11 protein-coding genes are annotated in these 12,634 nt (G+C 45.8%); 7 read left to right on the top strand and 4 right to left on the bottom strand.

Annotation, left to right across the window (positions count from 1 at the left end; all coding sequences use genetic code 11):
* Window positions 1-31: 31 nt before the first annotated feature.
* Window positions 32-937, bottom strand: coding sequence for a LysR family transcriptional regulator (locus SK066_RS15825; protein ID WP_320542203.1), 906 nt, complete (start codon window positions 935-937; stop codon window positions 32-34).
* Window positions 938-1,254: 317 nt separating this feature from the next.
* Here SK066_RS15825 and SK066_RS15820 point away from each other — a divergent pair, with 317 nt between their 5' ends.
* Complete coding sequence (locus SK066_RS15820; RefSeq protein ID WP_320542202.1) at window positions 1,255-1,965, top strand: O-methyltransferase; 711 nt, start codon at window positions 1,255-1,257, stop codon at window positions 1,963-1,965.
* 1 nt (window position 1,966) lies between these two features.
* Here SK066_RS15820 and SK066_RS15815 read toward each other — a convergent pair whose 3' ends face one another.
* On the bottom strand, window positions 1,967-2,839 hold the full coding sequence (locus tag SK066_RS15815; RefSeq protein ID WP_320542201.1) for a LysR family transcriptional regulator: 873 nt from the start codon (window positions 2,837-2,839) through the stop codon (window positions 1,967-1,969).
* Window positions 2,840-2,990: 151 nt separating this feature from the next.
* On the opposite strand from SK066_RS15815, the gene SK066_RS15810 reads away from it, so the two are divergent.
* On the top strand, window positions 2,991-3,749 hold the full coding sequence (locus SK066_RS15810; RefSeq protein WP_320542200.1) for a tautomerase family protein: 759 nt from the start codon (window positions 2,991-2,993) through the stop codon (window positions 3,747-3,749).
* Window positions 3,750-4,111: 362 nt separating this feature from the next.
* On the opposite strand, the gene SK066_RS15805 is transcribed toward SK066_RS15810, so the two are convergent.
* Window positions 4,112-5,131 (bottom strand): hypothetical protein, encoded by a 1,020-nt coding sequence (locus tag SK066_RS15805; RefSeq protein ID WP_320542199.1) that lies wholly within the window; start codon window positions 5,129-5,131, stop codon window positions 4,112-4,114.
* A 637-nt stretch (window positions 5,132-5,768) separates the two neighbouring features.
* Here SK066_RS15805 and SK066_RS15800 point away from each other — a divergent pair.
* The 5 genes from SK066_RS15800 (at window position 5,769) to SK066_RS15780 (ending at window position 11,282) form a co-directional block, all read left to right on the top strand.
* On the top strand, window positions 5,769-6,533 hold the full coding sequence (locus SK066_RS15800) for a DeoR/GlpR family DNA-binding transcription regulator (protein ID WP_188773990.1): 765 nt from the start codon (window positions 5,769-5,771) through the stop codon (window positions 6,531-6,533).
* A gap of 136 nt (window positions 6,534-6,669) precedes the next feature.
* Window positions 6,670-8,046 (top strand): PTS fructose transporter subunit IIC, encoded by a 1,377-nt coding sequence (locus SK066_RS15795; protein ID WP_250345573.1) that lies wholly within the window; start codon window positions 6,670-6,672, stop codon window positions 8,044-8,046.
* Window positions 8,047-8,180: 134 nt separating this feature from the next.
* Entirely contained in the window at window positions 8,181-8,639 is a 459-nt protein-coding gene (locus SK066_RS15790) for a PTS sugar transporter subunit IIA (protein WP_188773992.1), read from the top strand.
* 307 nt (window positions 8,640-8,946) lie between these two features.
* Window positions 8,947-9,873 (top strand): prenyltransferase, encoded by a 927-nt coding sequence (locus tag SK066_RS15785; protein WP_320542198.1) that lies wholly within the window; start codon window positions 8,947-8,949, stop codon window positions 9,871-9,873.
* A 305-nt stretch (window positions 9,874-10,178) separates the two neighbouring features.
* Complete coding sequence (locus tag SK066_RS15780; protein WP_320542197.1) at window positions 10,179-11,282, top strand: GntR family transcriptional regulator; 1,104 nt, start codon at window positions 10,179-10,181, stop codon at window positions 11,280-11,282.
* Window positions 11,283-11,684: 402 nt separating this feature from the next.
* Here the strand turns inward: SK066_RS15780 and SK066_RS15775 are convergent, their stop codons facing one another.
* Window positions 11,685-12,311: an XRE family transcriptional regulator gene (locus SK066_RS15775; protein ID WP_188778757.1), complete on the bottom strand. Its 627-nt coding sequence runs from the start codon at window positions 12,309-12,311 to the stop codon at window positions 11,685-11,687.
* Between the last annotated feature and the right edge of the window lie 323 nt (window positions 12,312-12,634).

The raw sequence follows: 12,634 nt of genomic DNA, 5'->3' as shown, positions 1-12,634 counted from the left end.
CTTCATCCATCTTGTATTCCTTTTAGATCAGTTACTGTATCGTTTGCTTAAATGGATGACTGCGAATCAGATCTACAAAATGACTGGCTGCCGCTGACAAAGGCTCATGCTTGCGCGTCCAGATTGAAATCGTATTTTCCAGATGAATCCCCTCCACATACACCCGGCAAAGTGTTCCGCGAGCGACCTCGTCTCGTACGATCAGCGATGAGATAAAGTTCGCTCCGTATCCAGCAGTTACAGCCTGAATGGCTTCATATAATCCATTAAATTGTAGTGGAATGCTTGGTGCAGGTAAGTTGTGTGTGCGGCACAGCGACAGCAGTCGCTCACGGGTCGAGCTGCCCTGCTCACGCATGACAAATGGCTCCTGCATCATTTGGGACAGCGATATGCGCTGATTGGCATAAGGGTGCTCCGGGCCAACGACAAACCACAGCTCATCCCGAAACAATTCCTCCATCTCGACCCATTCGCTTGCTCGTTCAGGTACACCACCATAGATAGCAAGATCGACCTGCGCAGAGGTGAGCAGTTGTAAGGCTTCCGCCGAGTTCGTCGTATGAATGGTCAGCTCGACCTGTTCATATTGCTTTTTGAAACGGGAGAGCCAGCCGGGTAGCAGAACGTGAGCAGGTAAATAGGTGGCAGCCAGCGCAATCTGTCCAGCTTGTCCTTGCTGAATCTGTCCGCAAAACTGCTCAATTTGCTGCTCTACTGCGAATAAGCGAGCTGCCAGCAACGCAATATCTTCTCCAGCTGGTGTCAATGCGATTCCGCGACCGGCAGGCTGTAGCAGCACGATGCCCAGCTCCTTTTCCAGCTTTTTCACCTGAGCTGTAATCGCAGGTTGACTAATATTTAGCTGTTCTGCTGCTCGAGTAACATTGCGAGTCGTCGCAATTGTATAAAATAAACGTAACGCATGCAGATTCATCGGTATTCTCCTTTTCCAGACGAGAGATCATAGACCATACTAGATGTAGCAATCACACATCATACACAACCCTCAACATCAACCTGGCTTTTCTTTAATCATAACTTTAATCTATGAATAAGTCATAAAGATATATTATATTTATCGAATAAAAAGGGTTATGCTTTGTTCAGAGGCGGACGAGATCCACACAAAGAAATCATTTTACAATTGCAATCGACTTGAAGCGAGAGAGAAGTCAGCTTGATTTAATCTCCCTCAAGCAGCGATTCTTAACCACCGATCGTCGCCTACTATGAACAGGAGCGTGAACGATAATGACACAACAACATCTCAATAACGCACAGCAGCAATGGCACGAGGTAGATCAATATGTAAATGAACGTCTTCATCTGAAGCAAGGACTATTTGAACAAATTCTTGAGCGTAACCGCAAAGCGAATTTGCCACCGATCGATGTGTCTCCAGCACAGGGAGCATTACTTCAGCAATTGATTACGATGTCCGGTGCACGGCGCGTACTGGAGATTGGCACACTGGGCGGCTACAGTACAATCTGGATGGCACAGGCGCTACCACAGGACGGACAAGTCGTTACACTGGAGCTGCAAGAGAATCATGCAGCCGTAGCACGTATTAACTTTGAGCAGGCAGGCGTGTATGAGCGGATCGAGCAGCGTACTGGCGAAGCGCTCGAACAACTCCAACAACTGGCTGACGAGAAGGTAGAGCCATTCGATTTTATTTTTATCGATGCAGATAAGCCGAACAATCCGGCTTACTTAAAATGGGCGCTTCATTTCTCACATCCAGGTACCGTCATTTTTGCTGACAATGTCGTCCGTGAGGGAGAGGTCATTGACCAGCATAGCACCGATCCGCGTATACATGGCGTGAGACAATTTTATGATCTGATTCATGATGAGCCAAGATTGCGTAGTGTGACAACGATTCAGACAGTAGGGGAAAAAGGATATGACGGATTTTTGATGGCGATTGTAGGGGAGCCTACCCCTAATCGCAGCTAGGTCATTGGATCGCTTCTTCCCTTACTATATTCATCAGTAACTGGCGCGATAATGGCAAATAGCTCTGCTCGCGTAGCATCAATAATCCGATATTCAGATATGGCTCTGCGAGTGGGAATTCGAGCTTTACCATCTGCTTGTCGATAAAGGTAGAGTCAAGCACTACCCCGATACTGCCTGTGGCCTTTGCCAGTGCAGGTACAGCGGACAGCTGGCTAATAGAATGCATGAAAGGCTGTAGCTTGAGTCGGGAAAACTCTTTTTCCAGGCGTAGATGATACAGACAGCTTCGACCACCGACAGCAAGCGGATACTGCTGTAGATCATCCTGTGTGAGCTGACTTCTGTGTGCTAACGGATGCTGCTCATGTACGATAAAGGCGATTCGTTCCGTATATAACGGCTCAAAATGAAGCAAATCCAGCTTCGTCGGTTCACCGCATAAGGCTAGCTCGATTTGCCGCTCGATTAGCATTTGCGTCAACGTATCCGTATTGCCTACCGTTAGCTCGTACTGAATCCGAGGCTTTTGCTCGGCAAAGCGTGACATGACCGTGGGTAGCCATGTAGTGCATATACTTTCAATCATTCCGACTCGTAATATGCCGCGTTCTTCCTGCTGAAGCTGCTGCGCCTGATCTCGTACATGCTGCCAGTGTGCCATCAGACTATCAACCTCGACTGCATAGATTTTGCCTGCTTCTGTAAGCTCTGCATCCCAGCCGCGTTTGAATAGCTGAATGCCCAGCTCCTTTTCTAAACGCTGAATCTGATGGGTCACTGTAGATTGAGCATAATGCAGCTTATCTGCTGCGCGTGAGAAGGTGCCCTCCTGAATAACAGTGCGAAACGTCGTCAATTCTTTTAGATCCATAGTATATACTCCATTCGATAAATTGAATGATTTGTTTATTATTTTCAATTATACGAATGAAGAGCAGCGCTGTACACTTATGAATAGAGCGCAAGCTCGAACAGACGACGTAAGGACGTAAGCTGTATCATTGAGACAGGAGGCAATCGATATGCCATTTATAAGAACAGATTATCAGCAGCAAGCGTATCATAGTGAGCAGCTCAAGCAGATTAGCGAGGGATTAATGCAGGCGTTGCAGGAGCATTTTCAAGTACCGGATAAGGATTATTTTCAGGTGTTTCATGCTCATGAGCAGGGGCAGTTCATGTACGATGATCATTATCTGGATGTGGAGCGTAGCGATCGATTGCTCTATATTCAGATTACACTTGGCTCAGGGCGAAGCGTGGAGCAGAAGAAGGCATTTTACAAGCGTGCTGCCGAGCTAGTAGAACAGCGAGCGGGTGTACGTCAGCAGGATGTGTTTATTACATTGCTGGAAACAGGCCTAGAGAATTGGAGCTTTGGCAATGGTCAAGCACAGATGATTGAGCGCCAGCCCATGGCAGCTCGCGGCCAGCAATATACACCACCTACAGCCACTCAGGCTGTATTAGACGCACCCGTATCTGATGTACAGCAGGTCTACGGGGAGCTGGCGCCTGATTTTGCACGTTATAGTGAAGAGGTATTGTTTGGCGATCTATGGCGCAATCCAGAGCTAAGTCCGCGCGAGCGTAGCTTGCTAACGATTGCGGTGCTAGTTGCAGGTCGTCATAAGAGTCAATTACCGTACCATATCGAGTTAGCTCAGCAAAATGGATTACACGCTACCGAGCTTGCCGCCGCAATGACCCATCTAGCCTTTTATGCAGGCTGGCCAGCCGCCGCTGCTGGACTGCTTGTGCTGAAAGAGCAGATCGACTAGCTACAGCCGAGCTTTGAGCATTCAGCGGATCATTAGATAGACTTCATCGTACCTATAAATCGATATAACGTAAGTGTTATACCCAGCGAATACCTGATCAGGAAGACGCGAAATAGAGCAAAAACCGCCTTTCATCCGAAGGCGGTTTTTGTTATAGCTCATACAATGTAAGCATATGGGAACTTTCTGCTGTGTACGATAATTGTACGTATTGTAGGTATGTCTAAACCTGCATGACAGATCAGGCAAATGACCTTGATATTCAAACATAGCTGGATAGGAGGCACACATACGAATCATCAGACAGACTGCTTTTTATCTAAAGCAGGGATATAAATCATTAATGGTATGCTCAGGACGAATTAAAATAACTCCCCTACACGCTGCTTGAGGAATTGATCGACGACGCTGGTACGCTTCCCACCATTTTGATCCACCAGTTTCATCAGATCAGACAGATTGGTAAGAATCTTACTGCCCTTAATCTGCTCAGCACTATAGTTATTCAGCAGCTTATGATACGCTTCCTGAAACTGCGGATCAATCTCCAGTGTCTGAGGATCGAACAGTGGAGTGTTGTCCGAGCCGTAGAAAATGTAATACTGGCTCAGTCGATATTCCTGCTCTACAGCGGCTCGCCGATTAGATACCGCATAGTTGTTCAAAAAGGCTTCCTTCGCCAGTCCACGTTTGAGCAGCTCTGCCGGAGGAATAATAATGCCTGCATCGCTCGTCGTTGCAGACTTCGCTTCTGACGACATGATCAGGATATAATCGCGAATATCTGGACTAATATAAGACAGGAAAGTACTGAATGCTGGATAATCGATGATCGGATAAAAGACACCTTCGCTTGATTCCAGACGATAGCCCATATCTGCAAGCATCTGCATGGCTTTACGATCCGACGCATTTGACATGAGGGATACCGCCTGTCTCATCGTCAGATCGGATTTATATTTCTTCATTAATTGATCCTGAATCGATTCCTGATAAATCAGATCCTCTGCATAACTAAAATGCTGATTGTACGCATTTTCCAATTGAAGCACAGCTATACTGGCGCGATACGTATCGAACTGAGCAATACGGTTAATCAGCGTCGCGCGTGCTAACCCGAGTGTAGACGGCTTTTGTAGCCGCTGTAGAAATAGATTGTACGATTGCTGAGCTGTCTTTGCGCTTACAGCCTGCTTGGAAGTCGATGCTGTAGCCGCAGAACTGGTCGTTGCTGCATCAGCACTACGAAGAATTGAAGAGGGTAAGACTAAACCTGTCGTTAACATTGCCGATGTGAGTACTACAGCTAAAGCTGGACGAGCATACAAGCGCCAGATGGAATGGGCAGCATGCTCCTGCATTCTAGTTCGTTTAGTTTTCATCAAATCGCCCCTTTGATTATCTACTTTTATCATTTTAATACTTCTCTTCCTCTCCAGCTTCTTTTTCTATGTACAACATAAGTAAGTAGTGATGATGGAATAATACCATATTGATGATCGAAATACATTGCTATTTGCATATATGCGCATTTGTGATCGTTTTAGTATGATCATCCGTGCACAGATGCATTCACGAATAAATCATCGATAGCCTGCACATTTTCTGTTGAAAAGGATAAGATTACTAATTCCGATAATAATAAATAGATATGGAAGCTTATAGAGATAGCGAGCATAATGAATATTGAATCAAGTTTAAAAAATTCCAGTCATAGTAAGGGATAAGAGCAAATACATAGTTCAGCCCATAACAATAAAAAAATAAATTTTTTATCCGAAAACTGTAAAATTAAAGGGAACTCTAGACGATATAATATACATAAGTTGCTAAAGTAACCACTGTTTAGAACACTGAAAATAAAGTTATTGACAAGTCATGAAAGCGTTATTATAATCATAATCAATCAAGGATGATCATAAACGATCACAAATAATCATGAAGCGACAAAACATGATCAGCCTCGATCACAGGTTGGATGATAATATAGCAAATTGACAGACAGGTGGTGATGTCCCGATGCTTTTCGAGCAAGAACGAAAGCATAAGATGGTGGAGTATTTGCAGCAAAACCAGCGGGCATCGGTTCAGGAACTAGGTGAAGTGTTTCAGGTTTCGGAATCAACAGTCAGGCGCGATCTAAAAGAGCTTGAGGATGGCAGACTGCTGAAAAGAACCCATGGCGGAGCGATCTCGCTACAGAGTGTTGACTTTGAACCGAATATGGTCGATAAGGAAGACTCCTATCGTGAGGAAAAGGAACGCATCGCACGCAGGGCAGCAGAGATGGTCAATCAAGGTGATACGATCCTACTTGATTCAGGAACAACGACACTTCCACTAGCTAGAGAGCTTCGTAGTCGATCTGGCATCCGGGTAATTACCAATTCGGTAATTGTACTGGGGGAACTTAAGGATTGCCGCAACATCGAATTATCGATCATTGGCGGATTGCTCAGGCCGGATACCCAGGCATTTGTCGGGCCGATGGCAGAGCGCACACTCGATATGATCCGAGTGGACAAAGCATTTATGGCAACGAATGGCTTGGATATTAGAGAAGGAATTACGACTCCAAATCTGACCGAAGCCGCAATCAAACGGAAAATGATCGATATTTCCAAACAGGTCATTCTGCTAACTGATCATAGCAAAATTGGCGGTATCGCTTATGCCAAATTCGCCGATCTATCCGATATCGATTATTGCATTACCGATGGGGGAGCATCTGTATCCATGATTGGGCAGTTCCGTAAGCACGGACTGGACATGATAATCGCTTAAACGATTCGACAAACAACCTTTTTACAAGTTTGTAAGCGTTTTACCATATTTCGGATGGCACCGAATCAGACGCGGTCGTACACGGCATATTTATGAATGGCTGATTGAAAGAGATGAACATGAAGGGGATATTACAATGAAAAAATTATTAGCTGTTACCGCTTGTCCTACTGGTATCGCTCACACGTACATGGCTGCCGAGTCACTCGCCAAAGCTGCGAAAGAAAAAGACATTGAGATCAAAGTAGAAACTCGAGGTGCGGTCGGTGTCGAAAATGGACTCACACCACAGGAGATTGCAGAAGCACATGCGATCATTATCGCAGCAGATACCGATGTGGATGAAGCACGCTTTGCAGGTAAGCCTGTTGTACGCGTACCTGTAGCACAGGGGATTAAAATACCGGGTGAGCTGATCACACGCGCATTGAATATGCAGCCATCCAGCTCTACAGCTGCTGCTCCTACAACACCAGCCGATAGTGGTGTGAAACAGCAAAACCTGTTCTACAAGCATCTGATGAATGGTGTATCCAATATGCTGCCACTCGTTATCGCAGGTGGTCTGATTATCGCCTTCTCCTTCTTGTTTGCGTTTACAAAAGGTGGCGTAGATCAAGTGGAAGGCTCGCTCGGAGCGGCACTGTCTACAATCGGCGGCGCTTCCATGGGTCTGATGGTTATCGTTCTGTCGGGCTTCATCTCCTTCTCGATCGCGGGTAAACCCGGTCTTGCTCCAGGTCTCGTAGGTGGCGTACTGGCAAAAGACATGGGCGCTGGCTTCATCGGCGGTATCATCGCCGGCTTCATCGCTGGTTATGTTGCTCACTGGCTGATCAAGCACATCAAAATGCCACGTAACTTTGAAGGTCTAAAACCAATTCTGATCGTTCCTGTATTGTCCGTTCTTATCATTGGTTTGCTGATGGTATACGTTATCGGTGAACCGATTCAATGGCTGCTCGCTCAATTGACTGCATGGCTGACCAATATGGGTGCGGGTAACGCGATTCTGCTTGGTGCCATTCTCGGTGCAATGATGGCGTTCGATATGGGTGGTCCGTTCAACAAAACAGCATATACGTTTGCAGTAGGTCTGCTTGGCGCATCGATCTTCACACCAATGGCGGCGGTTATGGCAGCAGGTATGACACCTCCACTTGGTATCTGGCTGGCAACACTGATCGCGAAAAAACGCTTTACAAAAGAAGAACGCGAAGCAGGTAAAGTAGCATCCATTCTCGGTCTGTCCTTTATTACTGAAGGTGCCATTCCGTTCGGTGCAGCTGATCCGATTCGGATTATCCCTTCCTTTATGGTAGGTTCGGCTGTAGCTGGTGCACTATCGATGATGTTCGGTTGTGGACTGCATGCACCTCACGGTGGTGTGTTCGTACTGTTCATTCCAAACGCAATCGATCACCTCGGTTACTATGTACTGTCCATCGCAATCGGTACAGTTGTAACAGCACTGATGGTGCTGCTGCTGAAACGCAAAGCACCTGTAGCATAATTGAATCGCTACGAACGATAACCCTACCCTCAAAATCCTGATCTATACCCTACCCCAGCAACGACCGGACACCCTATCCGGTCGTTGTCATTTCAAGTCGTATCTATTATATAGAAGCTAAAGGAGCCTATTCCATGAATATTCGTGAATTGCTACAACCTGAAAGTATTTTCTTGCCATCCTCCGTATCGACTCGAGAAGAAGCGATTCAGCAGCTTGCCGAAGGGATGACCGCAGCAGGTGCAGTAACCGATACAGCAGATTATGTACGTGCAGTACTAGCTCGTGAGCAGCAAAGCTCGACCGGTATTGGCTTTGGTGTAGCGATTCCGCATGGTAAAGCTGCCGGTGTGGCGCGCGCAGTGCTTGGCTTTGCACGTTTTCAACAGCCGATCGATTGGGATTCGCTCGATGGAGATCCAGCACAGATGGCATTTATGATCGGTGTGCCGGAAGCTAATGCAGGCAATGAGCATTTGCAGATTCTGGTCGCTCTGTCACGTAAGCTGATTCATGATGAATTCCGCGCAGAGCTGCTTCAGGCAAGTAGCAAGGAAGAGATTTTGGATATTTTAAGTCGTAATATTGGATAGGAGCTAGCCTTTCTGGCTTTATTATCGTAAGTAGGATGTATAGCAATTAGTTGATGCATAGCAATTATTTATAGTAGCTAAAAGGACTGGGATTCGCTGTATACATGGCGAACTCCGGTCTTTTTAAGTTTTGCTGTTTCTTAATGTAGCCGTTGTGGATAGATCATTGATGACGAATAACGAATATCCTACTTCTAACAACGCATCTCTTTACCAGCGTTTCCCATCTGTATTCAACGTTTAATGATGAGGTATACGACCATCTGGATGAACCAGATGAATATGGTGCACGGAAAGCGGGGATACGATGAACAAATGGCAGGAATTTCGCCAGGCTTCACGAATGCACTTTGTACCTTTGATGGCGATATGTGTCATACAGGGGACACTGGCAGCATGGGTATGGAATGAGCAGTTTAGTCTATGGATTGCACTGGTAACGATGATTGGCTCCTGTGCTGCTCATATTTTTTCGATGATGATTAATGATCTATGGGATTATCGTAGTGGAGCAGATCAGGCAGCCTATGAATCGGATGAAGCGATTTCTACCGATTCAGGGTATTTAACATCTGGTAAATGGGACGAGCGTACATTTGAGCTCGTAACGTGGGCGATGCTTGGTATAGCGCTTGCCTGCGCAGTCGTGCTGTACTTTGTGAGCGGCTGGGGTGTGCTGCTACTTGGTGGTCTGGGCTGCTTTCTAGCATTATTTTATGTTGTACCTCCCATTCGGTATGGTTATGCGGGTAAAGGCACAAGCGAATTTGCTCATGTGTTATCATTTGGTGTATTCCCGGTGATGGGCTCGTATTATGTGCAAACAGGTCATTTTGATATCAGGCTGTGGTTATTGTCACTGCCGATGGGCTTGCTGACCACACTGACGTTTTTCAATCACCACTTTTTACATTGGAAAACGGATCGTCAGGTGGGCAAGCGTACACTGGTCGTCATGTGGGGTGAACGTAAATCGTTTCGTTTCTCGGTCTTTTTGCTAATACTGGCGCTATTGAGCATTGCACTTTGTGCCGTAGCACGCGTTATCCCGGTCTATGCTGTTATTGTACTCCTTGCTGCGCTGCCATTATGCCGTATGTATACGAAAATGAAGCAGTCCCATCGTAATCTGCAAACTCATCAGCAGTTATTATGGCTATCGCTGCGCACCTCACTTCAATTCGGGGCCTTAATTATTGTCGCCCAGCTGGTCAGTCGCTGGATGGGTACATAGTAGAGGAGGAGAAAGCCGTAGAAGATACTTCTGCGGCTTTTTTGCTGTATGTTGAAGAGATTGTACGACTACTATAAAATAATGACCTGCTGTATACATGATCATATACGTTAGCATCTACATTATGATAGAAATAAAATGAATTGTATAGACAATATGTAAGCGTTTTATTAAAATGTATGTACAACAAACGGAACGATAACAGCATCATGCTACGCGAGTATCATGCCATATGGTACAATGGAGTGTATGCATTGTGATCGAAAACGGGATTGCTGTTGTAATCCAATCAGCCAGGAGGGGCCATGACCGCTAAATATAGACAAGTACGGGACGAGATTCTTTCCTGGATTCATTCCTCCCGTCTACAGCCAGGCAGTCGTCTGCCATCAGAGCATGAGATTGCCGAGCAATTTGAAGTAAGCCGCCAGACCGTACGACAGGCATTGGGTGAGCTCATGCGAGACGGCTGGTTAAATCGTATTCAGGGGAAAGGTACGTTTGTAACGGAGCCGGTCGTCCGCACGACAAGCCACGATAAAACGGTAGGTGTGATCACGACGTACATTTCCGATTATATTTTCCCGCAAATCGTACAGGGGATCGAAGCGCGATTGCGTGAGGAAGGCTATCGCTTGCTGCTCGCCAGTACAGATAATGATCCGGACAAGGAGCGGGAATGTCTGGAGATGATGCTTAGCCAGTCTCCAGCGGCGTTGATCGTCGAGCCGACCCGTAGTGGAGAACGGAGCCGCAATCTGAATTATTTTCTGACGATCGAGAATCGCCAGATTCCTTACTTGATGATTAATGCAAGCTACGAGGAGATGGATTCCCCCTGTCTACGCATGGATGATGAGCGTGGCGGCTTTTTGGCGACTGAGCATCTGATCGAGCTGGGACATCGCCGGATCGCTGGATTTTTCAAAACAGACGATATGCAGGGTGTACGACGGATGAGAGGCTTTGTGGCTGCTCACCGCAAGCATCATATTCCACTACAGCCCTCATTAATTTTCACCTACACTACTGAGGATAAGCACTCGGCTCCGCTGGAGCAGGCGCGTCGCCTGATTGCTGCGGCTCGTTCTGAACGCGCCACAGGCTGGGTATTGTACAATGATGAACTGGCAGTTACGCTGCTTCAGGCAGTACGCGAGGCCGGGCTACGTGTGCCTGAAGAGCTGTCTATGGTTGGATTTGACGATTCATTTCTCGCTACAGCAACCGAGGTAAAGTTAACGACAATGAGCCATCCGAAGCACGCACTGGGTACAGCGGCCGCAGAGCTTATATTGCAGATGCTGGAGGGTCGAGGCCATGTGGATGAGAAGATTCATGCGCCTGAGCTAATCTGTCGTGAGTCTACTGCACCACCACTGTTATTGAGGAATGAGCCCCAAGAATAGTTTATAAAAGAAAATCATAAAAGCCGTAGATGAAGAGTGAATGACACTCATCTTCCACGGCTTTTTGTATTTGGATAGAGCTTAAATATAAATTCAATTCGACGATATGGCGATTACGTATCCAGTGTAACTACATATCTGATGTAATTACATATCTTATGCAACTACGTATCCGATATAATCGAAGGCTATGATATACAGCAGTTAACAAAAACGTACAAATTGTTAACTAACCTATTATATGTCCAGACAAGTAAGAGCTCCACTTCGTACCGAGATTCGGAAACGGCGGAGCTCTAACAGGATCTATATTACAATGCACCAGACGTACTGGCTAACGATTTCATTCGTTAAACTGTGTCAAATATTTCACAGTTTATAACGTCATAAAAAGCGTTTTGCTTATTTCTTCAGCTCTGCATATTCTTCAAGCTCTACTTCTTGCTGCTCGCCAAGGACACAATCAGCGAAAAGAACCGATTTGGGAATGCGGAAAAATTGTTCTGTTTTTTCCTGAAAAGCGGGTGAAGGCAATGTAGCTTGATGAAGCCATTTGCGGAATGTACCCGGATGCACGCCAATCCAGTGACTGACATCGGTTACAGATAGATCGTGAACCATACAAAGGCCAGTTAAAATGTGGTTACGTACCGGAGAACGTGTGATGGTACGTTTCATGAAGCGGGATGGTGCTTGTTGGCAGATGACAGGACTGTTGTTAATCACCTGTGGGTTGAATAGGATATGATGCGGATAGCCAAGCTCCCTACATACTTTTTCCAGGTTCGCTTTGCCCGGCAATCTTCCTTCATACACCCAGGCGCTTACGCTGCGTGAAGAAACTGATAACCTTTCCGCGAGCTCGGACAGCTTGATATCCTTGACCATCAGTACAGCCAGCAAAACGCGATTGCGAATTTGACAGCGTGTTGGTCGACGGAAACGTTTGACGCGGACACCTTTACCAAGGTATTTACGGTTAATCAGAGACCACGCCTCTATAAAATGTCGTTCTGGTTGATTAGGCATATTTCCTCCGATAAAAGTAATTATTCATTTTATAGCAGTCGGTTTAATGACCCTTTCAACATCCTACAACACAAGTTGGCTCGTTTCAAGCGAACTTTTGCCAAAATAACACATGAAAATAAGGTAATTTTTCAAAAAATCAATTCGACCATACAAATTGACAAAAACACAAGTGAAAATGTATTCAACCATTGGATGTTTACCAAAAAATGAAAATGTTGTAATGTAATATTTTTAATAATTTGATTGTGGAAAATGATTATAATAGTCAGCAAGTCGATGTCAAAAGAAACGAAAAACAGTTATTTGGTTGTTAGACTAAT

Source organism: Paenibacillus hunanensis (assembly GCF_034055775.1).
In the GTDB taxonomy this organism is placed as follows: domain Bacteria; phylum Bacillota; class Bacilli; order Paenibacillales; family Paenibacillaceae; genus Saccharibacillus; species Saccharibacillus hunanensis.
Note: the sequence above shows the minus strand (reverse complement) of the source record. Positions and strands in the feature narration are given on the sequence as shown.

Excerpts from the sequence above, each read along its gene's own strand:
- SK066_RS15820 (WP_320542202.1), top strand. The coding sequence starts at position 1,255 with ATGACACAACAACATCTCAATAACGCACAGCAGCAATGGCACGAGGTA.
- SK066_RS15790 (WP_188773992.1), top strand. The coding sequence starts at position 8,181 with ATGAATATTCGTGAATTGCTACAACCTGAAAGTATTTTCTTGCCATCC.
- SK066_RS15805 (WP_320542199.1), bottom strand. The coding sequence starts at position 5,131 with ATGAAAACTAAACGAACTAGAATGCAGGAGCATGCTGCCCATTCCATC.
- SK066_RS15800 (WP_188773990.1), top strand. The coding sequence starts at position 5,769 with ATGCTTTTCGAGCAAGAACGAAAGCATAAGATGGTGGAGTATTTGCAG.
- SK066_RS15775 (WP_188778757.1), bottom strand. The coding sequence starts at position 12,311 with ATGCCTAATCAACCAGAACGACATTTTATAGAGGCGTGGTCTCTGATT.
- SK066_RS15825 (WP_320542203.1), bottom strand. The coding sequence starts at position 937 with ATGAATCTGCATGCGTTACGTTTATTTTATACAATTGCGACGACTCGC.
- SK066_RS15810 (WP_320542200.1), top strand. The coding sequence starts at position 2,991 with ATGCCATTTATAAGAACAGATTATCAGCAGCAAGCGTATCATAGTGAG.
- SK066_RS15780 (WP_320542197.1), top strand. The coding sequence starts at position 10,179 with ATGACCGCTAAATATAGACAAGTACGGGACGAGATTCTTTCCTGGATT.
- SK066_RS15795 (WP_250345573.1), top strand. The coding sequence starts at position 6,670 with ATGAAAAAATTATTAGCTGTTACCGCTTGTCCTACTGGTATCGCTCAC.
- SK066_RS15785 (WP_320542198.1), top strand. The coding sequence starts at position 8,947 with ATGAACAAATGGCAGGAATTTCGCCAGGCTTCACGAATGCACTTTGTA.
- SK066_RS15815 (WP_320542201.1), bottom strand. The coding sequence starts at position 2,839 with ATGGATCTAAAAGAATTGACGACGTTTCGCACTGTTATTCAGGAGGGC.